This window comes from Brevundimonas sp., from assembly GCF_030682035.1.
GTDB lineage: Bacteria > Pseudomonadota > Alphaproteobacteria > Caulobacterales > Caulobacteraceae > Brevundimonas.
This window is the reverse complement of the sequence record NZ_JAUXQZ010000023.1, coordinates 69566-92327: the sequence shown is the minus strand read 5'-3', so window position 1 is coordinate 92327 and position 22762 is coordinate 69566. Positions and strand designations below refer to the sequence as shown.

Genomic DNA, 22762 nt, shown 5'->3' with positions numbered 1-22762 from the left:
GCGGTGTTTCCTGATCCGCACATTCGGTGGAAACCCGTGCCGACAATCATCGACGGTATCGGTCGCCCACCCTATGCCTTGAACTGTGGTCTGCACCGCGATGGGTTGCACCTGTTGGTGACGCACGGCGACACGGACTACGGGGTGACGATCCCTTGTGAGGTCTACTTCGGGGTTGAGGAAATGCTCCATTCCGTGATGCCTCACGGAACTGGCGCTGCCTACGATGGCAGCACGTATTTGAAGGAGGCCGAGGGCTCTACCTTGGTCGGTTCTTTGGAGAAGCACGATCCGGTGCAGCGTAGGTTCCGCCACTACCTGTTTGTGGGTGGCGACTTTTGCTACGAGACCGCCGGTGTGGACGACCCAGTGATCGTAAAATTTGAATCCCGGCAGGCTGCAGATGCTTGGGCGAATAAGGTAGTCACGCAATGACCGACATTCTCATGCCGGCGCTGTCGCCCACGATGGAAGAGGGCACGCTGACCAAATGGCACATCAAGGCGGGTGATACGGTCAAGGCCGGGGACGTCATCGCCGAGATCGAGACCGACAAGGCGACCATGGAGGTCGAGGCCGTTGATGAGGGCGAGGTCGCCGAGATTCTCGTCGCCGAGGGCTCCGAGAACGTGAAGGTCAACACGCCGATCGCGCGGTTGGCGGGTGAGGAGGGGGCGGCGTCGCCCCCCTCGAAGCCTGCCCCGCAGGCTTCGATCCCCCCGGAGGGGGGACAATCACCCGCACAGTCTTCCCCCATCGGGGGGAGTACCCGCGAAGCGGGGGAGGGGGCGCCCGCCGCCGCCCTCCGCGATCCCGAAAGCCCCGCCGGGGCCAAGCTGGTCAAGACGACCATCCGTGACGCCCTGCGCGACGCCATGGCCGAAGAGATGCGGCGCGACGAGAACGTCTTCCTGATCGGCGAGGAGGTCGCCCAGTATCAGGGCGCCTACAAGGTCAGCCGCGAACTGTTGCAGGAGTTCGGCGACAGGCGCGTGGTCGATACCCCGATCACCGAGCACGGCTTCGCGGGCCTGGGCGTCGGCGCGGCCATGGCGGGGCTGAAGCCGATCGTCGAGTTCATGACCTTCAACTTCGCCATGCAGGCCATCGACCACATCATCAATTCGGCGGCCAAGACCCTGTATATGTCGGGCGGCCAGATCCGCGCCGGCATCGTCTTCCGCGGGCCCAACGGCGCCGCCAGCCGGGTGGGCGCCCAGCACAGCCAGGATTATTCGGCCTGGTATGCCAACGTCCCCGGCCTGAAGGTCGTGGCGCCTTATGACGCCGCCGACGCCAAGGGGCTGCTGAAGTCGGCAATCCGCGATCCCAACCCTGTGGTCTTCCTCGAGCACGAGATGATGTACGGGCTGGAGTTCGACGTGCCTGACGTGGAGGACTGGCTGGTTCCGATCGGCAAGGCCAGGGTCCGCCGCGAAGGCACCGACGTCACCATCACAGCCCACAGCCGCATGGTCGGCTTCGCGCTTCAGGCCGCCGAACAACTGGCCGTGGAGGGAGTCTCCTGCGAGGTCGTCGATCTGCGCACCCTGCGTCCGCTGGACCACGAAACCATCGTCGAGAGCGTCAGGAAGACCAGCCGTCTGGTCTCCGCTGAAGAGGGCTGGGGCCCGATGGGCGTCGGCGCCGAGGTGGTGGCCCGGGTGATTGAACACGCTTTCGACTACCTCGACGCCCCGCCGATGCGGGTGCATCAGGAGGATGTGCCGCTGCCCTATGCCGCCAATCTGGAGGCCCTGTCGCTGCCCGGCGTGGACAAGATCGTCAAGGCCGTCCGGGCGGTGATGGCATGACCGACATCCTGATGCCCGCCCTGTCGCCGACCATGGAAGAGGGCGTGCTGGCCAAATGGCACGTCAAGGTCGGCGATGTGGTCAAGGCCGGTGACGTCATCGCCGAGATCGAGACCGACAAGGCGACCATGGAGGTCGAGGCCGTCGATGAGGGCGAGGTGCTGGAAATTCTCGTGGCCGAGGGGTCGGAGGGCGTGAAGGTCAATACGCCGATCGCCCGGCTGAAGGGTGAGGACGGGGCTGTAGCCAGTCCCCCCTCGAAGCCCGCTGCGCAGGCTTCGGTCCCCCCGGAGGGGGGACAATCACCGGCTCATTCTCCCCCCACCGGGGGGAGTACCCGCGAAGCGGGGGAGGGGGGCAAGTCCCCCGCGGCGCCGTCTGCGGAGGCCGACGGCCCCCGCGTTTTCGCCTCGCCACTCGCGCGCCGCCTCGCCGCCCAGGCCGGGATCGATCTGTCCGCCGTCAAGGGCTCCGGCCCGCACGGCCGCATCGTCAAGCGCGATCTCGAAGGCGCGGAAAATGGCCCTGTCAAACCGGCGACGGCCGGCGCCGCATCCGCTCCGACGGAACCGCGCAAGGTCCAGTCGCTGGCCCAGATGGGCATCGCTGACGGCAGCTATGACCTGATCCCGCTGGACGGCATGCGCAAGGCCATCGCCCGGCGCCTGACCGACAGCTTCCGCGACGTGCCGCATTTCCCGCTGACCATCGACTGCCGCATCGACGGCCTGCTCGCGGCCCGGGTCAAGGTCAACGCCCTGCTCGAGAAGGACGGGGTCAAGGTCTCGGTCAATGACTTCGTCATCAAGGCCAGCGCCATGGCCCTGAAGGCCGTGCCCGAGGCCAACGCCAGCTATTCGCCCGAGGGCATCGCCATGCACCACCACGCCGACGTGGCCATGGCGGTGGCCATTGACGGCGGCCTGATCACCCCGATCATCCGCAAGGCCGAGACCAAGACCCTGTCGCAGATCGCGACCGAGTCGAAAGACCTCGCCAAGCGCGCCCGTGACCGCAAGCTGAAGCCTGAGGAGTTCCAGGGCGGCACCTTCTCGGTCTCCAACCTGGGCATGTTCGGCATCAAGGCCTTTGCCTCGATCATCAACGAGCCGCAGGGGGCGATCATGAGCGTCGGCGCCGGCGAACCGCGGCCGGTCGTGGTCAATGGCCAGCTGGCGGTGGCCACCGTCATGACCGTCACCTTGACCTGCGACCACCGCGTGGTGGACGGCGCCATGGGCGCGAAATTCCTGCAGGTCTTCAAGGCGATGATCGAAGACCCTGTGACGATGCTGGCCTGATCGGAGATCTGCTGTGACCTCGGTCTATGATTTCAGCGCCACGGCCATCGACGGCGCCGAGACGGCGCTGGAGCAGTATCGCGGCCAGGCGCTTCTGATCGTCAACACGGCGTCCAAATGCGGCTTCACCGGCCAGTATGCGGGGCTGCAGGCGCTGCATCGTCAGTATACGGACAAACCGTTCCAGGTGCTGGGCTTTCCCTGCAACCAGTTCGGACAGCAGGAACCCGGCAAGGCCGCCGAGATCGCCAGCTTCTGCTCCACCGCCTATGGCGTCGACTTCCCGATGTTCGACAAGGTCAAGGTCAACGGCCCCGACCGTCATCCGCTTTACGCCTGGCTGACCAGCCAGAAGAAGGGCTTCCTCGGCAGCCGCGACATCAAGTGGAATTTCACCAAATTCCTGACCGACCGGCAGGGGCGCGTCATCGCCCGCTACGCCCCGCAGGTCGAACCCTCGGCCATCGCGGCCGACATCGAGAAGCTGATCTGACATGGCCGCTGAATTTGATCTCATCGTCATCGGTTCGGGCCCCGGCGGCTATGTCGCCGCCATCCGGGCCAGCCAACTGGGCCAGAAGGTCGCCATCGTCGAGCGCGAGACCCTGGGCGGCGTCTGCCTGAACTGGGGCTGTATCCCGACCAAGGCCCTGCTCAAGTCCGGCGAGAAATACGAAAGCCTGTCCCATCTGAAGGACTACGGCCTGTCGGCGGAGAAGGTCGGCTTCGACTTCGCCGCCATCATCGCCCGCTCGCGCGGCGTGGCCAAACAGTTGAACGCCGGCGTCGGCTATCTGATGAAGAAGAACAAGATCGAGGTCATCGAGGGGTCGGCCAAGCTGGAGAAGGGCGTGGCGGCTCCGAAAGTGGTCATCGCCCTCAAGGCCGGCGGTTCGCGCACGGTCGAGGCCAAGGCGGTCATGCTGGCCGTCGGCGCGCGGGCCAAGGCCATCCCGCAGATCGGCCTCGAGGCAGACGGCGACCGCATCTGGGCCTACCGCGAGGCCATGGCCCCGAAGTCCATGCCCGCCTCCATCGTCGTCATCGGCTCAGGGGCCATCGGCATCGAGTTCGGCAGCTTCTATCGCGCTCTCGGGGCCGAGGTGACCGTGGTCGAGATGGTCGACCGCATCATGCCGGTCGAGGACGAGGAGGTGTCCAGGGCGGCCCAGAAGTCGTTCGAGAAGCGCGGCCTGAAATTCCGTGTCGGGGCCAAGGTCACCGGCGTCAAAAAGGGCGGCAAGGGCGTGCAGGTGGCCATCGAGGCCGGCGGCAAGGCCGAGACGCTGGAAGCCGAGGTCTGCATCTCGGCGGTCGGCATCACCGCCAATACCGACGGCATCGGGCTGGAGGCGCTGGGGGTGAACATGGACCGCGGCCACATCACCATCGACGGCCACTGCCAAACGAATGTGAAGGGGCTCTACGCCATCGGCGACTGCGCCGGCGCGCCGTGGCTGGCGCACAAGGCCAGCCACGAAGGCATCCACGCCGCCGAATACATCGCCGGGTTCAAGTCACCGAACGTCAACTCGCCCATCGCCGGCTGCACCTACGCCCAGCCCCAGGTCGCCTCGGTCGGGATCACCGAACAGGGCGCCCGCGAGGCCAGGCTCGAGGTCAAGATCGGCCGCTTCCCCTTCAAGGTGAACGGCAAGGCCATCGCCTCGGGCGGCACCGACGGCTTCGTCAAGACCATCTTCGACGCGAAGACCGGGGCCCTGATCGGCGCCCATATGATCGGCGCCGAGGTCACCGAGATGATCCAGGGCTATGTCACCGCTATCGCCATGGAGGCGACGGAAGAGGACATCCACGGCATCGTCTATCCCCACCCGACCATGTCGGAGGCCATGCATGAGGCGGCGCTGGACGCCTACGGGCGGGTGATCCACATCTGATGGAGGGCATCTCCCTCCCCTCATGGGGAGGGTGGCCGCGAAGCGGACGGGTGGCGAGCGGCCGCACGGTTCCGCTCTGCCCCGTCGTACCCCACCCTGTCATCGCTTCGCGCCGACGTCCCTCCCCATGAAGGGGAGGGAGAGCGTTCGACTCTACCCCGCCAGCACGTCGGCACTCATCCGCCCCAGCAGCGCCCCGCCCTGACGCACCGCGGCCATCCGGCTCGGGGCCTGTCCGAGCACATTGGCGACATAGACCTCGTACAGGGTGATCTTGCCTTCCAGCCACGCCGGATCGCCCTGACCGCCGTCCAGCTGGTCGCGGGCGTGGAGCGCGCCGAGGGCCAGCATCCAGCCGCCGACCACGTCGCCGACCAGTTTCAGATAGGCGTCGGCGGCCGCCAGCACGTCAGCCGCGCCGTCGGCGGCGCCCTTGCGCTCCATCAGCCAGTCGGTGGCGGCCTCGACGGCCGCGATCCCCTCGGCGAGGGCCTCGACCGGCCGACCGGAATACAGCCGGGGCAAGACGGCAAGCGTCGCCTTCATGTCCGCGATCAGGTCGCGCGCCGACTGGCCGCCGTCCTGCGACAGCTTGCGGCCGACCAGGTCCATGGCCTGGATGCCGTTGGTGCCTTCGTAGATCGGGGCGATGCGGGCGTCGCGATAGTATTGGGCCGCGCCGGTCTCCTCGATGAAGCCCATACCGCCGTGAATCTGCACCCCCATGGAGGCGACCTCGCAGCCCACGTCAGTCGACCAGGCCTTGGCGATAGGCGTGAACAGGTCCTCGCGGCCCTTCCAGCGGCGGCGTTCCTCTTCCGTCGCCGCGTGATTCGCCAGATCGGCGGCGACGCCGGTGGACAGGCAGAGGGCGCGGGCGGCGGCGATCTTCGCCTTCATCACCGCCAGCATGCGGCGCACATCCGGATGGTCGACGATCGGGGCGTTGGCCTCGCCGGTCCAGACCGACCGGCCCTGCCGCCGCTCGCCCGCATAGGCGAGGGCGTGCTGATACGCCCGCTCGGCGATGCCGACGCCCTCGACCCCGACGGCGAGGCGGGCGGCGTTCATCATCACAAACATGTGGGCGAGACCCTGATTGGGCTGACCGACCAGCTCGGCGGTCGCGCCCTCATAGGCCATGACGCAGGTGGGCGAGGCGTGAATGCCCAGCTTGTGCTCGACGCCCACGGGACGGAAGCCGTTGCGGGCGCCCAGCGACCCATCGTCATTGACGAGGAATTTCGAGGCCAGAAACAGGCTGATCCCCTTCGGCCCCGGTGGCGCGTCGGGCAGGCGGGCCAGGACCATGTGGATGATGTTGTCCGTGGCGTCGTGGTCGCCCCAGGTGATGAAGATCTTCTGGCCGCTCAGGCTGTACGTCCCGTCGCCGTTCGGCGTCGCCGTGGCGGTCAGGGCGCCCAGGTCGGACCCCGCCTGCGGTTCGGTCAGGACCATGGCCCCGGTCCATTCGCCGCTGACCAGTCTGGTCAGATAGACCTCCTTCTGCCGGTCGGTCCCGTGGCCCTCCAGCGCCTCGATGGTCGCCAGCGACAACATGGGGCACAGGCCGAAGGCCATGCATGCTGCATGTACGGTCTCATAGGCCGCCAGCTCCAGCGCCTTGGGCAGGGCTTGCCCGCCCGCATGGGTCGGGGCGGACAGGCCGGTCCAGCCGCCCTCGGCGAACTGGCGATAGGCATCGGCGAATCCGGGCGCGGCGGTGACCGCGCCGTCGGCCCAGGTCGAGCCCTTCAGGTCGCCGATCCGGTTCAGCGGGGCCAGCACCCCTTCCGAGAACTGCGCCGCCGCCTCGAGCACAGCGCCCAGCACCTCGGCGTCATAGTCAGGAAAGGCGCCGGTGGCCGCGACCCGGTCGATGCCGGCCACGGCCTGAAGGGTGAAGGCGAGATCGCGGACGGGCGCGCGGTAGGTCATGGCGGTCTGGTCTCGCTGTCGGTCTGATCGCGTTCATGCCGCCTTGCCCCGAGGGCATGCAAGTTGCGGCAGGCAAGACATCGCTTGGCGAAGCCGGCGGGGTGGGTCAAGCTGAGGCTCGTCCAGAAAGGGGTCGTTCATGGCTGAACCGCGCAACCGCTATTCCACCGTCTCGCTGATCCTGCATTGGCTGATCGCCGCCCTGGTGGTGACGCAACTGATGCTGATCGCCCTCTATCTGGCGACCGAAGGCCAGCCGTCGGCGCGGGAGTATCTGCAACTCCACAAGTCAACCGGATTGAGCATACTGGTGCTGACCCTCGTGCGACTGGGCTGGCGCCTGGCCAACCCGGCCATAGCCCTGCCGTCGGAGATGCCGCGCTGGCAAAGGCTGCTGGCGCGCACCAGTCACGTCCTGTTCTACATACTGTTGATCGGCCTGCCCCTGGGGGGATGGGCGGCATCCTCGGCGGCGGGACGACCCATCCCATGGTTCGGCCTGTTCAACTGGCCGCTGCTGCCCTTGCCGCAGGATCGTGAACTGGCGGGCGCCATCATGGAGGCCCACGAGCTGGCGGGTCTGCTGATGATCGCCCTGGTGGTGCTGCACATCGTCGGGGCGCTGAAGCATCAATTCGTCGACCGGGACAATGTCCTGCACCGGATGATCCCGTGGATCCCGCGACGGCCGTGAGGCGGCGGGCGGTCCAGGCGTTCGCCGTCCTGGCCCTGTTGACCCAGACGGGGGCGACGGCGATCCCGTGGATGGTCGATCGGGACGCTTCCCGGATCGAGATGTCGGTCCGGGCCTTCGGCGGCGCCCACAGCGGCCGGTTTGCCGACTGGCGGGGCGACATCGCCTTCGACCCCGCCGACCCTGACCGGACGCGGGCCACGGTGGTGGTCCAGTCCGCCTCGCTGACCATGTCGCCCGCCGTGGCGTCAGGGCGCGCCACCGGCCCGGCCTTCCTCGACGCCGCCCGCTATCCGCTGATCCGGTTCGACCTGCGGGCGCTGGAGCCGCTGGGCGGCGACCGCTACACGGCCCGCGCCGAGGTGACGATGAAGGGAGTGACCCGGCCGGTCGCCTTCCCCGTAGACTTGCGCGTCACCGGCGACCGGGCGCATCTGGCGGGCGCGTTCATCCTGAATCGCGCGGATTTCGGCATAGGGACATCGGGGCCTTGGAACAGGCTGGTCGGACAGCAGGTGACGGTGCGGGTGGCGCTTCAGGCGCACCGCGCCTGACTGTGTCCGACGCCGAGGCCGCCCGCGCCTTGGCCGACGGCCGCCTCGTCATCCTCCCGACCGAGACCGTCTATGGCCTCGCCGCCGACGCCGGGAACGCCGTCGCCGTCGCCGCCCTCTTCGAGGCCAAGGGCCGCCCACGCTTCAACCCCCTGATCGCCCATGTCGCCGACGCGGTGCAGGCCGAGACCGTCGCTGTGTTCGACGCGCGGGCGCGGGCGCTGGCCGAGGCCTTCTGGCCCGGACCGCTGACCATCGTGGCTCCGGTCCGGGATCGCGACCGGGTCTGCGACCTGGCCCGCGCGGGTCTGGACAGCGTCGCCGTCCGCGTGCCGGGCCATGCCCGCGCCCGCGCCGTCATCGCCGCCTTCGGCCGCCCCGTCGTCGCGCCCTCGGCCAACCGCTCGGGCCGGCCCAGCCCCACCACCTTCGCCGACGCGGTCGAGGAGACCGGGGCCTTCGCGGCGGCGCTGATCGATGGCGGCGATTGCGCCGTCGGGGTGGAGAGCACCGTGGTCTCGGTGCTCGACGGACGCGTATCCCTGCTGCGCCCCGGCTCCGTCACCCGCGAGGAGATCGAGGCCGTTGTCGGCCCACTCGACCGGGACGGGGAGGGCCACCGCTCCCCCGGCCGGATGGCCCTGCACTATGCGCCCGACGCGCCGGTGCGGATCAAGGCCGAGGCGGCGCGAGCGGGCGAAATCCTGCTCGGCTTCGGTCCCGGGGTGGGTCAGCTGCGCTGGAGCCTGAGCCCCTCGGGCGACCTGCGCGAGGCGGCGGCCAATCTGTTCCGGCGGCTGCGCGAGGCGGACCGTGAACGTCCGGCAGGGATCGCGGTGTCGCCGATTCCGCCGACTGGTCTGGGCGAAGCGATCAACGATCGGCTCAGGCGAGCGGCGGGGTTTGTGGGTTGAGCGCTACTGGGCCGTCCACCCGCCATCGATGGAGAAGCTGGCCCCATTCGCCGAGGCGCCGAGGTCGCTGACCAGATACAGCATGATCCCCGTCAGCTCGTCCGTCGTCACGAACCGCTTCGTCGGCTGCGAGCCGAGGATAACCTCTTTCAGCACCGCCTCCCTCGACATGCCGCGCGTGCGGGCCTGGTCGGCGATCTGTTTCTCGACGATCGGCGTCTCGACATAGCCGGGGCACAGGGCGTTGCAGGTGATGTTGTCCTGCGCGACTTCCAGCGCCACCGTCTTGGTGAAGCCGATGACGCCGTGCTTGGCCGCGACATAGGCGGACTTGTAGGGGCTGGCGACGAGGCCGTGCGCCGAGGCCACATTGATGATCCGGCCGCGCCCCTGCGCCTTCATGATCGGGATCACCGCGCGGGTTGCGTAGAAGGTCGAGGACAGGTTGATGGCGATGATCTGTTCCCACTTGTCCGAGGGGAATTTCTCGACCGCCTCGACGTGCTGGACGCCGGCGTTGTTGATCAGGATATCGACCCGGCCCAGCTGGTGCTTGCCGTAGGCGACCATGTCGGCGACCTCGTCGCCGCGCAGCATGTTGGCGGCATGGTAGCGTACGTGGACGCCGCAGCTGGCCTCCAGCCCGGACCGGGTGCGTTCGATCTCGGATGGGTCGCCCAGCCCGTTCAACACCACATCGCCGCCGCGCGAGGCGATGGCGCGGGCGAAGGCCAGACCGATTCCCGAGGTCGAGCCCGAGATCACCGCCACCTGGCCCTTCAGGTCGCCGACGTCGCGGAAGGGCTCGCTCGCCGTCTCTGAGCCGTCACCACGTTTGGGCCATTGGAACATAGGGGTCTCGTCCGTCCGTCAGTCTTGTGTCGCCAGCCTAGCTGTTCGCGGTTGCGAAGGCGACAGTCGGGATTAATTTCCCGACCTGATGAATATCCACTCTGTCTCGCTCGATGCCGCCTTGTCAAAGCGATAGCCGTCGCGGTCGAAAGCCTTGAGGTCTTCGGCCCGGTCGATCCGCTCATCGATAGCGAACCGTGTCATGCCGCCACGCGCCTTCTTGGCGAAGAAGGAGATGATCCGGCTCTCGCCATCCTTCGATTCGCGGAAATGCGGCGTCACCACCGGCAGTTTCAGCGCCTTGGCGTCCACGACGCCAAAATATTCCTGGCTGGCCAGGTTCACCAGGGTCCGGTCGGCCTGACCCTCCGCGTCGGCATTCAGGCATTTCGCGATCCGGTCGCCCCAGAAGTCGTACAGGCTGGACCCGCGCCGGGTCTTCAGCCGCGCCCCCATTTCCAGCCGATAGGGCTGAATGCGATCCAGCGGCCGCAGCAGGCCGTACAGGCCCGACAGAATCCGCACATGCTCCTGGGCGAAGGTCAGGCCCGCTGGGTCGAGCTCCCGCGCCTTCAGGCCTTCATAGACGTCCCCGGCAAAGGCGAAGGCCGCCTGCACCCCGTCGGTCGACTCGGCGTCGAAGGCCTGAAACCGCTCGCGGTTCAGCCGGGCGAGATCGTCGGAAATGCTCATCAACCGGCGCAGTTCGGCCACCGTGCGCCCGCGCGCCGTCCGGGCCAGGGAGGCGGTGTCCTCAAGAAAGCGCCGTTCGCTCGCGGGCAGGCCTGGATCGGCTTCGGTGAAATCCAGCCGCTTGGCCGGGGACAGGACGATCAACAAGACAGGACTCCGGCGGGGTTGCGTCGAGATAGGCCGCTTCGGTGACGATTTGAACCGGATGCGGGGTCGCGGTCAGTTGGTCTGTGAATAAAGCGCCGCCAGCACCGCCGGAATCCGGTCCGGCAGGTCTTCCGCGATCAGCCCCGGCCCGAACCCCCGCGCCGCCTCGGCATGCATCCACACGGCCGCTCGGGCCGCGTCGAAACTGTCCATCCGTTGCGCTATCAGCCCGCCGATCATCCCCGCCAGTACATCGCCACTGCCCGCCGTCGCCAGCCAGGGCGACCCGTTGTCGTTCACGCTGAGCCGCCCGTCCGGGGCCGCGATCACTGTCGCCGCCCCTTTCAGCACCACCACGGCGCCCGCCTGTTTCGCCGCCCCGGCCGCCGCCGCCTCTCGGCCCTGTTGCAGCAGATCGGGAAACAGCCGCCGGAACTCGCCCTCATGGGGGGTCAGGACATCGTCGCGGTCCAGCACGTCGAACAGGTCCGCGGGCCAGCCCTCGAACACGGTCAGTCCGTCGGCGTCCACGACCAGGGCGGCGCCCGTCCCGGCCAGGGCGCGGACATTGGCCTGTGTCGCGTCATTGATCCCGGCGGCCGGACCGATGACGACGGCGTCCAGCACCTCAGCCGCTTCCTCCAGGGCCTCATCCGAGCCGAACGGGGTCAGCATGATCGCCTCAATAGCCGGCGCGATCACAGCCGTTGCATCCGGAGGGCAAAGGATACGCACCACCCCCGCGCCGATCCTCAGGCCCGCCCGCGCCGCCAGCCGCGCGGCGCCCGTCTGGCTCGCCTTGCCCGAGACGACGCCCAGCCGCCCTCGCGCGTGCTTGTGCGTGTCCCGGTCGGGCCAGGGAAGGGCGTCACGCCAGTCGGACAGGACGGGATGGGTCACCGGGCCTGTAATCGGTTCACGGATGGCGAGTCCGGACGAAAAACACTTGCCTTATTGTGCAATGCAATGTCCCCTTGCGGTCCAAGTGTGCGGCACGAATTGGCCCGCCTGGGATCGCCATGAAAAAGATCGAAGCCGTCATCAAGCCCTTCAAGCTGGATGAAGTGAAGGAAGCGCTCCAGGACGCGGGCGTGCAGGGCATGACCGTGCTGGAGGCCAAGGGATATGGTCGCCAGAAAGGCCATTCCGAACTCTATCGCGGCGCCGAATACGTCATCGATTTCCTGCCCAAGATCAAGATCGAGGTGGTGGTTCCCGACGACATGGTCAACTCCGTCGTCGACGCCATCCAGGCCGCCGCCCGCACCGGCAAGATCGGCGACGGCAAGATCTTCGTCTCCGACGTCCTCGACGTCATCCGCATCCGCACCGGCGAAACCGGCGCACAGGCTGTATAGCATCTCCATCGACCGGCCGTTCCGCAAGGCGCGGCCGCTTTCCTTCCTCCCCCCAGACAGGATCCACAAGATATGAGCGCCGGCAAGATTCTCAAGGAGATCAAGGAGAAGGACGTGAAATACGTCGATCTCCGTTTCACCGACACCAAGGGTCGGATGCAACACGTCACCTTCGACATCGACCTGGTCGATGAAGAGTTCCTCGAGGAAGGGACGATGTTCGACGGCTCGTCGATCGCCGGCTGGAAGGCGATCAACGAGTCCGACATGCTGCTCAAGCCGGACCTGACCCATTCATGGATCGATCCGTTCTACCAGCAGACCACGATGTTCCTGTTCTGCGACGTGCTGAACCCCGACACCAACGAGCCTTATAATCGCGACAGCCGCTCGATGGCCAGGAAGGCCCTGGCCTATGTCCAGTCCTCGGGCGTGGGTGACACGGTCTTCTTCGGGCCGGAAGCCGAGTTCTTCATCTTCGACGACGTGCGCTGGAGCACCGCCCCGCACGACACCGGCTACGCCTATGACTCGATCGAGCTGCCGGCCAACACCGGCGCCGAATATTCCGAAGGCAATATGGGCCATCGCCCGACCCACAAGGGCGGCTATTTCCCGGTCAATCCGACCGACAGCGCCCAGGACCTGCGTGGCGAGATGCTGGGCGTCATGCGCGACCTGGGCATGCAGCCCGAGAAGCACCACCACGAGGTCGCCCCGGCCCAGCACGAACTGGGTTTGAAGTTCAGCGACCTGCTGACCATGGCCGATCGCCTGCAGCTCTATAAGTACGTGATCCACAACGTCGCCGCCGCCTATGGCAAGTCGGCCACCTTCATGGCCAAGCCGACCTTCGGCGACAACGGCTCGGGCATGCATGTGCACCAGTCGATCTGGCGCGACGGCAAGCCGCTGTTCGCGGGCGACAAATACGCCGGCCTGTCGGACCTCTGCCTCTGGTACATCGGCGGCATCATCAAACACGCCAAGGCCATCAACGCCTTCGCCAACTCGACCACCAACTCCTACAAGCGGCTGGTCCCCGGCTATGAAGCCCCGGTGAAACTGGCCTATTCGGCCCGCAACCGCTCGGCCTCGATCCGGATTCCGTGGGTCAATTCGCCCAAGGCCAAGCGCATCGAAGCCCGCTTCCCCGATCCGATGGGCAACCCCTATCTGACCTTTGTGGCCCTGCTGATGGCCGGCCTGGACGGCATCGAGAACCGCATCGATCCGGGCGCTCCGGCCGACAAGAACCTCTATGATCTACCGCCGGAAGAGCGCGGCTCGATCCCGGAAGTCTGCGGTTCGCTGAAGGAGGCGCTGGACAACCTCGACAAGGACCGCGCCTTCCTCAAAAAGGGCGGCGTCATGGATGACGACTTCATCGACAGCTATATCGAGCTGAAGATGGAAGAGGTGATGCGCCTGCAACTGCACCCGCACCCGGTCGAATTCGACATGTACTACAGCTGCTGAGCGGCGGCTGAAACTGGACCATCAAAGGCGCCGCACGGGAAACCGTCCGGCGCCTTTTTCATCCTTGTTCCTCGAACCTAGCGCTTCGTGGTCTCGACCTCGATGCCGTCCCGGCCGGCGCGGACCGTGGTGCTGTCGCCCCGGCGATCGCTTTCGATAACCACGGGCGGGCCAGGGACGGCGACTTCACGCTCGACGACTACCGGCGCGGAAGGGACTTGCCGCTCAATGATCGTCGTCTTGTCAGTCTCAACGACGTCGGCGTCGTTGTCCGCCGGGGTGCAGGCTGCGGTGGCGAAGGCGATGGCGCCGAGGGTGGCGACACCGATTAGGCGATGGGCGGTGATCATGGGTGAACTCCTTGATGGGAACACCTCGCAAACGGCCACGCTCGGCCGGGGTTCCGGGTTCCCGATCAGGTGTCAGGCCATTCCCTCTGCCGCATCGGCCTTCTTGCGGCGGAACTCGATCAGCCGCACGCACAAGATCGAGATTTCGTAGAGCAGCACCAGCGGGATGGCGAGCATGATCTGGCTGATCGGGTCAGGCGGGGTGACGACAGCGGCGACCACGACCACGGCCATGACGGCGTAGCGCCGCCCCTCGGCCATGACCTTGGACGAGATGATGCCGGCCAGCCCCAGCAGGGTCATCACCACCGGCAGCTGGAAACACAGGCCGAAGGCCAGCAGCAGGGCGGTGACCAGGTTCAGATAGTCCGACACCTTGGGCAGCAGGGCCGCCGAGACGCCGCCGCCGGTGATCTGCTGGCTCAGCGAGAACCACATGACGAACGGAAGCATGACGAAATAGACCAGGGCCGCACCCAGCAGGAACAGCAGCGGGGCCGCAAGCAGGAAAGGCAGGAAGGCGCCCCTCTCATTGCGGTACAGGCCCGGCTCCACGAACCGGTACAGCTGCCAGGCCAGGACGGGAAAGGCCACGACGATGGCTCCGAAGCCGGCCAGCTTCATCTTGGTGAAAAGGATTTCCAGCGGCGCCGTGTAGATCAGATTGACCGTCTGACCGTCGACGCCCGGCAGGGGCTTGAGCCCCGCCGTACCGAGGATCAGGTCCAGGGGCGAGACATGGCCGCCGGGGCCGACCGACTGGTGGAAGGCCGCCGCCGCGGCGAACGGCTTGACCAGAAAGATGTACAGCGGCTCGGCGAAATAGAAGCAGGCGATGAAGCCGATGATGAAGGCGGCCACGCAGATCACCAATCGTCCCCGCAGCTCGATCAGGTGGTCCATCAGCGGCGCGCGCGACGCCTCGATCTCCTCCTCGTCGGTTTCGAGCCGGGTCACGGATCGACCTTCCTGGCGCGGGTGGGCCGGGACTTGCCGCTGGCGGTCTTGATCGAGGCCCCGGGCGCGGCGGTCGCTTTCGTTGTGGCCTTGCGGGGCTTCGCCGCAACCTTTGCCTTGGCCTTCGGAGCCGGCTCGGCCTCGACTTCAAGCGGCGCCATGACCGGCGGGCTGTCGGGCCATTCGTCCGGTGCGGCCAGCATGACCGGCTCGTCCAACGGCCGGTTCAGGTCGTCGCGGATCTCGCGGAAGGCGGCGTCGGCCTCGGCCCCCAGCGGGACCATGCCCTGACCACTGCGCAGGGCCTCAACCTCCTTGCGCAGCTCGTCCAGCTCGGACTGGCGCGCCATTTCGTCGAAGCTGGAGCGGAATTCATTGGCCATGGCGCGCGCCTTGGCCATGACCTTGCCGATCTTGCGCATCAGCAACGGCAAATCCTTTGGCCCCACCACAAGCAGGGCCACGATGCCGATCACCAGGATTTCAAAGCCGCCGATACCGGGGCCGAGGCCACCCATCCGTCAGGTCTCCGACGTCAATGCAGGCGTCAATTCGGGGCCTACGACTTCAGGTCTTCTTTTTCGGCGTCGGTGCGGGGCAGGGCGCCCGCGCGCTCGTCCGAAGGCTTGTCCGCATCGGTGTCCTTCAAGCCTTCACGGAAAGCCTTGATGCCCTTGGCCGCGTCGCCCATCAGGCCCGACAGCTTGCCGCGCCCGCCGAACAGCAGCAGGGCGATGATCGCGACGATAGCCCAATGCCAGATGCTGAAAGAACCCACGAACCGTCTCCTCGTTCGGACCGAGATGCGGCCCGCTCAAACACTTGTGCCGCATATAGGCCGTTCAGAGGCGCGACGCCAAGCGATAGCGGTGTCAGATCGCCACAGCTTGTCAGTGCTTGTCGTTGGGCCAAGCGCTGAATGCCATTACCCAAAGCGCGACCAACCCGACAATCGGTATGACACTTAGCAAACTCAACCAGCCGGCTATCCCGACTCGCTTGAGGATTTGCCATACGGGCACGACAGTTATGGCCGCTGCCAATGGCCAGAACACAAACAGGACGATGGCCCAGTGCCAGATACTTAAAGACCCCACGAACCGTCTCCTCGTTCGAACCGATGCGCGGCCCGTTCAAACATTTGTGCCGCAACTTGGCGCGTCAGAGGCGCGACGCCAAGCCATTGCCGCGTCAGGTCGCCATGCTGTTGGCCCGAACCGGTCAGGTCTTCGCCAAGGCCTTGAAAACTTCGATGTGCTCTTCAATCAGCCGCTTGCCGATCGCGACCTGAACACTGGTTTCACTTGAAGCCGTCGTGAAGCCGCCGTCGTGAAGCCACAGCGTATCGCCAATGCCCGCGCCGAGCTTCGCAAGACTCTCTTGATCCAGCCTGATAACCGGCTTTCCGTCGACCTCTTCTATCTTCAGATAGATCATGGCGGTCCTCCCGCTTAGGAACATACGCCAAACCGGATTCGCCTCCAACCAACCGGAGGTGGGAAGCCGTCACCGAGAGTTCGCCCTTGTCCCATGTGATCATCCACACCGACGGCGCCTGCAAGGGCAATCCCGGTCCCGGCGGCTGGGGCGCGATCCTGCAGACCGGCGGCGGTCACGAGAAGGAGCTGTGCGGCGGCGAGCCGCTGACCACCAATAACCGCATGGAGCTGATGGGCGCCATCATGGCGCTGGAGGCCCTGTCACGGCCCTGCCGCGTCGATCTGCACACCGACAGTAAATACGTCATGACCGGGATCACCGAATGGATCCACGGCTGGAAGGCGCGCGGCTGGAAGACGGCGGACAAGAAGCCGGTCAAGAACGAGGACCTGTGGAAGCGCCTCGACGCCGCCCGCGCCCGGCACGAGGTCAAATGGCACTGGGTCAAGGGCCATGCGGGCCACGAAATGAACGAGCGCGCCGACGGCCTGGCGAACCGCGGAATCGAGGATCTGCGGGCGGGTTAGGCTGCCCGCACCTTCAGCTTCGGCCCGTCCATCCCCTCGACGATCACGCTCTCGCCCGCCGGCGGCGCGGCGCCCTCGATCTCGGCGACCCATTCGGCGCCTGAGACGAACACCCGGCCGCGGCCGTCGACGAAGGCCTGGACCACCTGGGCCCGCTGGCCGATCAGCCGGGCGTCGCGGGCGTTGATGTCGGGCGCATCCGACGGATTGACCCGCTGGATCAGTCGCCGCGACAGCAGGGTCGCGACCACGGTCAGGGCCGCGAACAGGGCGACCTCGCCAAGGAAGCCCAGCGGCAGGCCCAGGGCGGTGACCACGGCCACCACCCCCGCCGACACCGCCGGCCACAGCAGCCATTCGGTCGAAAAGGCCGCTTCGACCGCCAGCAGGAGTACGCCCAACGCCAGCCAGATCCAGAACGGCTGGGCCGCGTGCAGGTCAGTCAGGACTTCCATGGATCAGGTCCTCGGAACGGAGGGGCGGGGTGGGCGAGGCGGAGCCGGACGAGCGGCGGCGGGCGGCGGCGGCGGGGCGTCGCGGCGGACGTCGCTGCGGCTCTGCTGCTGTTCCCGGGCCAAGCCGACCAGTTCGCCCAGGCCGGCGATGGTGCCGACGAGGCCGGACATCTCGGCCGGCACAATGACCGTCTTGGCCGTCGGGTTGCGGGCCAGTTCGGCGAAGGCCTCGACGTATTTCTGCGCCACGAAATAGTTGATGGCGTTGACGTCGCCCGCCGCGATGGCCTGGGACACCATGGCCGTGGCCTTGGCCTCGGCCTCGGCCTCGCGCTCGCGGGCTTCGGCGTCGCGGAAGGCGGCTTCGCGGCGACCCTCGGCCTCCAGGATGGCGGCCTGTTTGGCGCCCTCGGCGCGGGCGATGGCGGCCTGTTTCTCACCGTCGGCCTCGGTGATGACGGCGCGGCGCTCCCGCTCGGCCTTCATCTGACGGGCCATGGCGTTGGTGATGTCCGCCGGCGGGGTCAGATCCTTGATCTCGATCCGGTTGACCTTGACGCCCCACGGCTCGGTCGCGGCGTCGATCACGGTCAGCAGGCGAGAGTTGATCGAGTCGCGCTGGAACAGCACCTCGTCCAGCTCCATCGAACCCACCACGGTGCGCAGATTGGTCGAGCACAGCTGGGTGATGGCGTAGGGCAGGTTCTCGATCCGGTAGGCCGCGGCCGAGGCCTCCATCACCTGGATGAAGACGATGGCGTCGACCTTCACCATGGCGTTGTCCTTGGTGATGACCTCCTGCTGGGGCACATCGAGCACCTGCTCCATCATGTTCATGCGGCGGCCTATCCGCTCGACGAACGGCGTCAGAATGCTGATGCCGGGCGCCAAGGTACGGGTGTATTTGCCGAACCGCTCGACGGTCATCTCGCGCCCCTGGGGCACGATCTTGACCACGCTGAACAGCAGCACGAAGGCCAGCGCGACCAGCGCGATCGTGAAAAGAACCGAGGTGTCCATGATATCTCCCTGTCCCGCGCAGGTTATCATCCTGTGGCCGGCGCGCCACAGAAACCGGACGGGGCGAAGATGACATCCGTGTAATCTTGGCCCTTAGCGGGCGGCGACGGCCATCCGGATGATCCGCAGGGTCTCCGACCAGTCGATCAAGGCCTCGACCTCGTCAAGGGTCACGAAGCGCGCCTCGACCGCATCGTCCCCCGCGACCGGCTCGCCCGCCAGCCAGCGCGCCGCGTAGTCGATCAGCACATAGTGCCGCCCCGCCTCGGGAAACAGCCCGTCCACCACATCGATCAGGCCGGTGATCTCGGCCTCCACTCCGGTCTCCTCGCGCAGTTCCCGCAAGGCTGCGTTCACCGCCCGCTCTCCGGGTTCGATCCGCCCGCCCGGCAGGCTCCATTCGCCCTGCCGCGGCAGCGTCCCGCGCCGGATCAGGAGGACCTCGTCGCCGCGCAGGCAGACGACGCCGACGGCGGGAACGGGAGCGGGCAGGGAGGCGGTCATTCTCTGACCCTGACACGGCCCTTTCGCCGCGCCCACGACTTTGAGACAAGGGTTCCATGACCTCACCATCGCCCACCGCCCTCGCCGCCCTGAAATCCGCCCTCGGCGACGGCGGCTGGACCGATGATCCCGCCGAAATAGCCCCATGGCTGACGGAGTGGCGCAGTCGCTGGCAGGGCCACACCCCGCTGATGCTGACGCCGCGCTCGACGGCCGAGGTCGCCGCCGCCATTCGCGTCTGCGCCGGGCATCGCATCGCCGTCGTGCCCCAGGGCGGCGATACGGGCCTCGTCGGCGGCCAGATTCCCTATGGCGAGGTGCTGCTGTCGACCCGCAGGCTGCGCGCCGTCCGGGACGTCACGCCCCTGGACGACGCCATGACGGTCGAGGCCGGCGTCACCTTGCTGGAGGCCCAACAGGCCGCCGCCGCTGCCGACCGCCTGTTCCCCCTCAGCCTCGCCGCCGAGGGCACGGCCACCATCGGCGGGGTCATCTCGACCAACGCGGGCGGCACCGCCGTCATCCGCTACGGCGTCATGCGCGACCTGGTGCTGGGAATCGAGGCGGTGCTGCCGAGCGGCGAAATTTTTCACGGCCTCAAACGTCTGCGCAAGGACAACACTGGCTACGACCTGAAACAGCTGTTTATCGGCGCCGAGGGCACCTTGGGCGTCGTCACCGCCGCGACCCTGAAACTGTTCCCCGTCATGCGCAGCCGGGCCACCGCCATTGTCGGGATCGACGCGCCCGCCGCCGCCATCGAGCTTCTGGCTCGCGCCAAGGCCGAGACCGGCGGCGGCGTCGAGGCCTTCGAGCTGATGAAGCGGATCGGCATGGAATTCGTCCTGACCAACATCCCGGACACGCGCGAGCCGCTGGACTCGACCCCGCCCTGGTCCGTCCTGATCGAACTGGTCTCGGGCGAGCCCGGGGCCGCCGACGCGGCCATGGACCGGCTGCTGACCCACACCTTCGAGATCGGCCTGATCACCGACGCCGCCATCGCCCAGAACGCCGCCCAGCGCGCCGCCTTCTGGAAGGTGCGCGAGGAACAGTCCGCCGCCCAGAAGCCCGAGGGCGGCGGCTGGAAACATGACGTCTCGGTGCCGGTCTCCCGCATCGCCGACTTCCTTGAGGAGGCGACCGGCGCCGTTGAACGTTTCCACCCCGGTGCGCGAGTCTCCGCCTTCGGCCACGTCGGCGACGGCAATATTCACTATGACGTCCTGTGCCCGGTCGGCGGGGACCATCCGGCCTTCCTCGCCCGCTGGACCGAGGGCTCGCAGATTGTCCACGACATCGTCGCGCGCTACGACGGCTCCATCTCCGCCGAGCACGGTCTGGGCCGGCTCAAGACCGACGAGGCGCGCCGCTACAAGTCGCCGCTGGAGATCAAGACCATGCAGGCCGTCCGCGCCGCGATCGACCCGCAACGGATCATGAACCCTGCGGTGCTGTTCTAGCGCCCGTCTTGCCCCCTCCGCGCTTCCGTCCTACCCCTCCGGCTGATTCAACGCCGCCGGAGCTCGCCCATGACCCTCGCCCTGCTTTTCCCCGGACAAGGCAGTCAGTCGGTCGGCATGGGCGCGGCCCTGGCTGACGCCTTCGCCTCCGCCCGCGAGGTCTATGCCGAGATCGACGACGCCCTGGGCCAGAAGCTGTCGGTCCTGATGCGCGAAGGCCCCGAGGATCAGCTGACCCTCACGGAGAACGCCCAGCCGGCCCTGATGGCGGTGTCGCTGGCCGCCGCCCGCGTCCTGAAGGTCGAGTTCGGCGTCGACGTCAGCCGCGCCGGCTTCGTCGCCGGCCATTCGCTCGGCGAGTATTCCGCCCTGTGCGCGGCCGGTTCGATCAGCCTCGCCGACACCGCCCGGCTGCTGAAGCTGCGCGGTCAGGCCATGCAGCGCGCCGTCCCGGTCGGCCGCGGCGCCATGGCCTCGCTGATCGGGCCGAAGACCGACCTGGCCCTGGCCGAGGCAGCCGCAGCGGCTGGTTCGGAAGTGGGCGTCTGCGTCGTGGCCAATGACAACAACGCCGGCAATATCGTCATCTCGGGCGACAAGGCCGCCGTCGATCGCGCCATCGAAAAGGCCAGGGAACTGGGCGCCCGCGCCATTCCGCTGAACGTCTCGGCCCCCTTCCACTGTCCGCTGATGCAGCCCGCGGCCGACGAAATGTCCGAGGCCCTGGCCTCCGCGACCCTCGTCGCCCCCTCGGTCGCCGTCGTCGCCAACGTCACCGCCCATCCGGAGACGGACCCCGAGGTCCTGCGTCGCCTGTTGGTCGAACAGGTCACCGGCCGCGTCCGCTGGCGCGAGAGCATGGAATGGATGGCGGGCGAGGGGGTTGTGACTCGTTTCGCCGAGATCGGCTCGGGCAAGGTTCTGTCCGGCATGGCCCGCCGTATCGCCCCCGACGCGGAGAGCGTGGCGCTGAACACGCCGGAAGAGCTGGAAGCGTTCGCGAAGTTGGTGGCGAGTGGCGAGTGACGCGTGGCGAGTGAAGCCTCGCCGCCTGACCCAGCCTCTTACTCGCCACTCGCCACTAATCACTCGCCACTAGCGGAGCCCCCATGTTCAATCTCACCGGCAAGACCGCCCTCGTCACCGGGGCAACCGGCGGCATCGGCGGGGCCATCGCCCGGGCGCTGCATGCCCAGGGCGCGACCGTCGTCCTCTCCGGCACCCGCGAGGCCGTGCTTCAAGAACTGGCCGGGGAGCTCGGCGAGCGCGCCTTCGCCGCCGCCGCCAATCTGTCTGACGCCGCATCGGTCGACGGCCTGATCGCCCGCGCCGAGGAGGCCGCCGGCACCCCGCTCGACATCCTCGTCGCCAACGCCGGCATCACCAAGGACGGCCTGCTGATGCGGATGAAGGACGAGGACTTCACCGACGTCATCAAGGTCAATCTGGAAAGCTATTTCCGCCTGTCGCGCGCGGCCATGAAGGGGATGATGAAGCGCCGTTCGGGCCGCATCATCGGCGTCACCTCGATCGTGGGCGTCACCGGCAACCCCGGCCAGACCAACTACGCCGCCTCCAAGGCCGGCATGATCGGCTTCTCCAAATCGCTGGCCCAGGAGGTCGGCTCGCGCGGCATCACGGTGAACTGCATCGCCCCGGGCTTCATCGCCTCGCCCATGACCGATGTGCTGAACGAGGCGCAGCGCGAGACCATCCTGAAGACCATCCCCGCCGGCCGCCTCGGCACGGGCGACGAGATCGCCGCCGCCGCCGTCTATCTGTCCTCGAACGAAGCCGCCTACGTCACGGGCCAGACCCTGCACGTCAACGGCGGCATGGCAATGATCTGATCCGGAGTTTTCCTCCCCGCGCCGCAGGCGTGGGGAGGACACTCGTCGGAGCGGTCAAACCCGGTAACAGGTCTTTCCCCCCGCCGTGGCTGTGCTAAAGGCGGTCGCAGCCGCTTCCGCCGTGTCCCGTTATTGGCTTGCGAAAGCGGCGCCGTCGTCATACGGCAAGACAGAGACAACAGCCGCCGTGGCGGCCCTGAAAGCAGAGACACCCATGTCCGACACCCTGGAACGCGTCCGCAAGATCGTCATCGACCACCTGGACGCCGATCCGGAAAAGGTCGTTGAAAAGGCCAGCTTCATCGACGACCTCGGCGCCGACTCGCTCGACAACGTCGAACTGGTCATGGCCTTCGAGGAAGAATTCGACATCGAGATCCCGGACGACGCCGCCGAACACATCCAGACGGTCGGCGACGCCGTGAAATTCATCGACGAGAAGCTGGCCGGCTGATCGCCGCCCTTCTCGAACGGCCTTGATGGCCGCCGTGGCGCGCCCCTAGCGGGGCCGCCCGGCGGCCATTACTGTTTGCGGTCAGGATTCTGTAGCG

27 protein-coding genes are annotated in these 22762 nt (G+C 67.3%); 15 read left to right on the top strand and 12 right to left on the bottom strand.

The window, feature by feature from the left end:
- Nucleotides 1-3: 3 nt before the first annotated feature.
- Genes Q8K49_RS04970 through lpdA form a run of 5 tightly spaced genes read left to right on the top strand, consistent with a single transcriptional unit; the run spans nt 4 to nt 5016 of the window.
- Nucleotides 4-435: a hypothetical protein gene (locus Q8K49_RS04970; RefSeq protein ID WP_305304511.1), complete on the top strand. Its 432-nt coding sequence runs from the start codon at nt 4-6 to the stop codon at nt 433-435.
- Entirely contained in the window at nt 432-1814 is a 1383-nt protein-coding gene (locus Q8K49_RS04965; RefSeq protein WP_305304510.1) for a pyruvate dehydrogenase complex E1 component subunit beta, read from the top strand. Before Q8K49_RS04970 ends, Q8K49_RS04965 begins: the two co-directional genes overlap by 4 nt.
- Entirely contained in the window at nt 1811-3115 is a 1305-nt protein-coding gene (locus tag Q8K49_RS04960; RefSeq protein WP_305304509.1) for a pyruvate dehydrogenase complex dihydrolipoamide acetyltransferase, read from the top strand. Before Q8K49_RS04965 ends, Q8K49_RS04960 begins: the two co-directional genes overlap by 4 nt.
- 13 nt (nt 3116-3128) lie before the next feature.
- The gene (locus Q8K49_RS04955; protein ID WP_305304508.1) at nt 3129-3608 is read left to right on the top strand and encodes a glutathione peroxidase; all 480 of its coding nucleotides are present in this window, start codon (nt 3129-3131) and stop codon (nt 3606-3608) included.
- A gap of 1 nt (nt 3609) precedes the next feature.
- On the top strand, nt 3610-5016 hold the full coding sequence (gene lpdA, locus Q8K49_RS04950) for a dihydrolipoyl dehydrogenase (protein WP_305304506.1): 1407 nt from the start codon (nt 3610-3612) through the stop codon (nt 5014-5016).
- Nucleotides 5017-5169: 153 nt separating this feature from the next.
- Here the strand turns inward: lpdA and Q8K49_RS04945 are convergent, their stop codons facing one another.
- Nucleotides 5170-6954, bottom strand: coding sequence for an acyl-CoA dehydrogenase (locus Q8K49_RS04945; RefSeq protein WP_305304504.1), 1785 nt, complete (start codon nt 6952-6954; stop codon nt 5170-5172).
- A gap of 139 nt (nt 6955-7093) precedes the next feature.
- On the opposite strand from Q8K49_RS04945, the gene Q8K49_RS04940 reads away from it, so the two are divergent.
- Genes Q8K49_RS04940 through Q8K49_RS04930 form a run of 3 tightly spaced genes read left to right on the top strand, consistent with a single transcriptional unit; the run spans nt 7094 to nt 9116 of the window.
- Nucleotides 7094-7648, top strand: a complete 555-nt coding sequence (locus Q8K49_RS04940; RefSeq protein ID WP_305304503.1) for a cytochrome b — start codon at nt 7094-7096, stop codon at nt 7646-7648.
- On the top strand, nt 7627-8202 hold the full coding sequence (locus Q8K49_RS04935) for a YceI family protein (RefSeq protein ID WP_305304502.1): 576 nt from the start codon (nt 7627-7629) through the stop codon (nt 8200-8202). Before Q8K49_RS04940 ends, Q8K49_RS04935 begins: the two co-directional genes overlap by 22 nt.
- Nucleotides 8199-9116 carry an L-threonylcarbamoyladenylate synthase gene (locus Q8K49_RS04930; protein WP_370867730.1) on the top strand — a complete coding sequence of 306 codons (918 nt, stop codon included), beginning with the start codon at nt 8199-8201 and terminating at the stop codon, nt 9114-9116. The genes Q8K49_RS04935 and Q8K49_RS04930 overlap by 4 nt, the downstream gene beginning before the upstream one ends.
- Before the next feature lie 3 nt (nt 9117-9119).
- On the opposite strand, the gene Q8K49_RS04925 is transcribed toward Q8K49_RS04930, so the two are convergent.
- The 3 genes from Q8K49_RS04925 to Q8K49_RS04915 all read right to left on the bottom strand — a co-directional run bounded on the left by Q8K49_RS04925 (nt 9120) and on the right by Q8K49_RS04915 (nt 11708).
- Nucleotides 9120-9968, bottom strand: a complete 849-nt coding sequence (locus Q8K49_RS04925; protein WP_305304500.1) for a 3-hydroxybutyrate dehydrogenase — start codon at nt 9966-9968, stop codon at nt 9120-9122.
- A 72-nt stretch (nt 9969-10040) separates the two neighbouring features.
- The gene (yaaA, locus tag Q8K49_RS04920; protein ID WP_305304498.1) at nt 10041-10808 is read right to left on the bottom strand and encodes a peroxide stress protein YaaA; all 768 of its coding nucleotides are present in this window, start codon (nt 10806-10808) and stop codon (nt 10041-10043) included.
- A 72-nt stretch (nt 10809-10880) separates the two neighbouring features.
- Nucleotides 10881-11708: an NAD(P)H-hydrate dehydratase gene (locus Q8K49_RS04915; protein WP_305304497.1), complete on the bottom strand. Its 828-nt coding sequence runs from the start codon at nt 11706-11708 to the stop codon at nt 10881-10883.
- A gap of 119 nt (nt 11709-11827) precedes the next feature.
- On the opposite strand from Q8K49_RS04915, the gene Q8K49_RS04910 reads away from it, so the two are divergent.
- Nucleotides 11828-12166 (top strand): P-II family nitrogen regulator, encoded by a 339-nt coding sequence (locus Q8K49_RS04910; RefSeq protein WP_305304496.1) that lies wholly within the window; start codon nt 11828-11830, stop codon nt 12164-12166.
- Between the two features lie 72 nt (nt 12167-12238).
- Nucleotides 12239-13645 (top strand): type I glutamate--ammonia ligase, encoded by a 1407-nt coding sequence (glnA, locus tag Q8K49_RS04905; protein WP_305304495.1) that lies wholly within the window; start codon nt 12239-12241, stop codon nt 13643-13645.
- Nucleotides 13646-13722: 77 nt separating this feature from the next.
- On the opposite strand, the gene Q8K49_RS04900 is transcribed toward glnA, so the two are convergent.
- The 5 genes from Q8K49_RS04900 to Q8K49_RS04880 all read right to left on the bottom strand — a co-directional run bounded on the left by Q8K49_RS04900 (nt 13723) and on the right by Q8K49_RS04880 (nt 16389).
- Nucleotides 13723-13995 (bottom strand): hypothetical protein, encoded by a 273-nt coding sequence (locus tag Q8K49_RS04900; protein WP_305304494.1) that lies wholly within the window; start codon nt 13993-13995, stop codon nt 13723-13725.
- A 72-nt stretch (nt 13996-14067) separates the two neighbouring features.
- A complete protein-coding gene (tatC, locus tag Q8K49_RS04895) occupies nt 14068-14952 on the bottom strand; it encodes a twin-arginine translocase subunit TatC (RefSeq protein ID WP_305304492.1) in 885 nt (294 codons plus the stop codon).
- The gene (gene tatB, locus Q8K49_RS04890) at nt 14949-15470 is read right to left on the bottom strand and encodes a Sec-independent protein translocase protein TatB (RefSeq protein WP_305304491.1); all 522 of its coding nucleotides are present in this window, start codon (nt 15468-15470) and stop codon (nt 14949-14951) included. Before tatB ends, tatC begins: the two co-directional genes overlap by 4 nt.
- A gap of 41 nt (nt 15471-15511) precedes the next feature.
- Entirely contained in the window at nt 15512-15730 is a 219-nt protein-coding gene (locus tag Q8K49_RS04885; protein WP_305304490.1) for a twin-arginine translocase TatA/TatE family subunit, read from the bottom strand.
- 443 nt (nt 15731-16173) lie between these two features.
- A complete protein-coding gene (locus Q8K49_RS04880; RefSeq protein WP_305304489.1) occupies nt 16174-16389 on the bottom strand; it encodes a hypothetical protein in 216 nt (71 codons plus the stop codon).
- Nucleotides 16390-16475: 86 nt separating this feature from the next.
- Between Q8K49_RS04880 and rnhA the strand changes: the two genes are divergently transcribed.
- Complete coding sequence (rnhA, locus tag Q8K49_RS04875; protein ID WP_305304487.1) at nt 16476-16919, top strand: ribonuclease HI; 444 nt, start codon at nt 16476-16478, stop codon at nt 16917-16919.
- Here rnhA and Q8K49_RS04870 read toward each other — a convergent pair.
- The 3 genes from Q8K49_RS04870 to Q8K49_RS04860 all read right to left on the bottom strand — a co-directional run bounded on the left by Q8K49_RS04870 (nt 16916) and on the right by Q8K49_RS04860 (nt 18898).
- Nucleotides 16916-17374 carry an NfeD family protein gene (locus Q8K49_RS04870; protein WP_305304485.1) on the bottom strand — a complete coding sequence of 153 codons (459 nt, stop codon included), beginning with the start codon at nt 17372-17374 and terminating at the stop codon, nt 16916-16918. The genes rnhA and Q8K49_RS04870 overlap by 4 nt on opposite strands.
- 3 nt (nt 17375-17377) lie before the next feature.
- Nucleotides 17378-18394 (bottom strand): SPFH domain-containing protein, encoded by a 1017-nt coding sequence (locus Q8K49_RS04865; RefSeq protein ID WP_305304483.1) that lies wholly within the window; start codon nt 18392-18394, stop codon nt 17378-17380.
- A 93-nt stretch (nt 18395-18487) separates the two neighbouring features.
- Complete coding sequence (locus tag Q8K49_RS04860; protein ID WP_305304482.1) at nt 18488-18898, bottom strand: NUDIX hydrolase; 411 nt, start codon at nt 18896-18898, stop codon at nt 18488-18490.
- 56 nt (nt 18899-18954) lie between these two features.
- On the opposite strand from Q8K49_RS04860, the gene Q8K49_RS04855 reads away from it, so the two are divergent.
- The 4 genes from Q8K49_RS04855 (at nt 18955) to Q8K49_RS04840 (ending at nt 22665) form a co-directional block, all read left to right on the top strand.
- The gene (locus tag Q8K49_RS04855) at nt 18955-20361 is read left to right on the top strand and encodes an FAD-binding oxidoreductase (RefSeq protein ID WP_305304481.1); all 1407 of its coding nucleotides are present in this window, start codon (nt 18955-18957) and stop codon (nt 20359-20361) included.
- 69 nt (nt 20362-20430) lie between these two features.
- A complete protein-coding gene (fabD, locus tag Q8K49_RS04850) occupies nt 20431-21387 on the top strand; it encodes an ACP S-malonyltransferase (protein ID WP_305304479.1) in 957 nt (318 codons plus the stop codon).
- An 83-nt stretch (nt 21388-21470) separates the two neighbouring features.
- Nucleotides 21471-22211 (top strand): 3-oxoacyl-[acyl-carrier-protein] reductase, encoded by a 741-nt coding sequence (fabG, locus tag Q8K49_RS04845; RefSeq protein ID WP_305304478.1) that lies wholly within the window; start codon nt 21471-21473, stop codon nt 22209-22211.
- A gap of 214 nt (nt 22212-22425) precedes the next feature.
- The gene (locus tag Q8K49_RS04840) at nt 22426-22665 is read left to right on the top strand and encodes an acyl carrier protein (protein WP_055830235.1); all 240 of its coding nucleotides are present in this window, start codon (nt 22426-22428) and stop codon (nt 22663-22665) included.
- The last annotated feature ends 97 nt before the right edge of the window (nt 22666-22762 follow it).

What these genes read in the sequence shown, in the direction of transcription:
- Q8K49_RS04965 (WP_305304510.1), top strand. Translation starts at nt 432, where the DNA reads ATGACCGACATTCTCATGCCGGCGCTGTCGCCCACGATGGAAGAGGGC.
- Q8K49_RS04960 (WP_305304509.1), top strand. Translation starts at nt 1,811, where the DNA reads ATGACCGACATCCTGATGCCCGCCCTGTCGCCGACCATGGAAGAGGGC.
- lpdA (WP_305304506.1), top strand. Translation starts at nt 3,610, where the DNA reads ATGGCCGCTGAATTTGATCTCATCGTCATCGGTTCGGGCCCCGGCGGC.
- Q8K49_RS04945 (WP_305304504.1), bottom strand. Translation starts at nt 6,954, where the DNA reads ATGACCTACCGCGCGCCCGTCCGCGATCTCGCCTTCACCCTTCAGGCC.
- Q8K49_RS04940 (WP_305304503.1), top strand. Translation starts at nt 7,094, where the DNA reads ATGGCTGAACCGCGCAACCGCTATTCCACCGTCTCGCTGATCCTGCAT.
- Q8K49_RS04925 (WP_305304500.1), bottom strand. Translation starts at nt 9,968, where the DNA reads ATGTTCCAATGGCCCAAACGTGGTGACGGCTCAGAGACGGCGAGCGAG.
- Q8K49_RS04910 (WP_305304496.1), top strand. Translation starts at nt 11,828, where the DNA reads ATGAAAAAGATCGAAGCCGTCATCAAGCCCTTCAAGCTGGATGAAGTG.
- glnA (WP_305304495.1), top strand. Translation starts at nt 12,239, where the DNA reads ATGAGCGCCGGCAAGATTCTCAAGGAGATCAAGGAGAAGGACGTGAAA.
- Q8K49_RS04900 (WP_305304494.1), bottom strand. Translation starts at nt 13,995, where the DNA reads ATGATCACCGCCCATCGCCTAATCGGTGTCGCCACCCTCGGCGCCATC.
- tatB (WP_305304491.1), bottom strand. Translation starts at nt 15,470, where the DNA reads ATGGGTGGCCTCGGCCCCGGTATCGGCGGCTTTGAAATCCTGGTGATC.
- Q8K49_RS04880 (WP_305304489.1), bottom strand. Translation starts at nt 16,389, where the DNA reads ATGATCTATCTGAAGATAGAAGAGGTCGACGGAAAGCCGGTTATCAGG.
- Q8K49_RS04870 (WP_305304485.1), bottom strand. Translation starts at nt 17,374, where the DNA reads ATGGAAGTCCTGACTGACCTGCACGCGGCCCAGCCGTTCTGGATCTGG.
- Q8K49_RS04865 (WP_305304483.1), bottom strand. Translation starts at nt 18,394, where the DNA reads ATGGACACCTCGGTTCTTTTCACGATCGCGCTGGTCGCGCTGGCCTTC.
- Q8K49_RS04860 (WP_305304482.1), bottom strand. Translation starts at nt 18,898, where the DNA reads ATGACCGCCTCCCTGCCCGCTCCCGTTCCCGCCGTCGGCGTCGTCTGC.
- Q8K49_RS04855 (WP_305304481.1), top strand. Translation starts at nt 18,955, where the DNA reads ATGACCTCACCATCGCCCACCGCCCTCGCCGCCCTGAAATCCGCCCTC.
- fabD (WP_305304479.1), top strand. Translation starts at nt 20,431, where the DNA reads ATGACCCTCGCCCTGCTTTTCCCCGGACAAGGCAGTCAGTCGGTCGGC.
- fabG (WP_305304478.1), top strand. Translation starts at nt 21,471, where the DNA reads ATGTTCAATCTCACCGGCAAGACCGCCCTCGTCACCGGGGCAACCGGC.
- Q8K49_RS04840 (WP_055830235.1), top strand. Translation starts at nt 22,426, where the DNA reads ATGTCCGACACCCTGGAACGCGTCCGCAAGATCGTCATCGACCACCTG.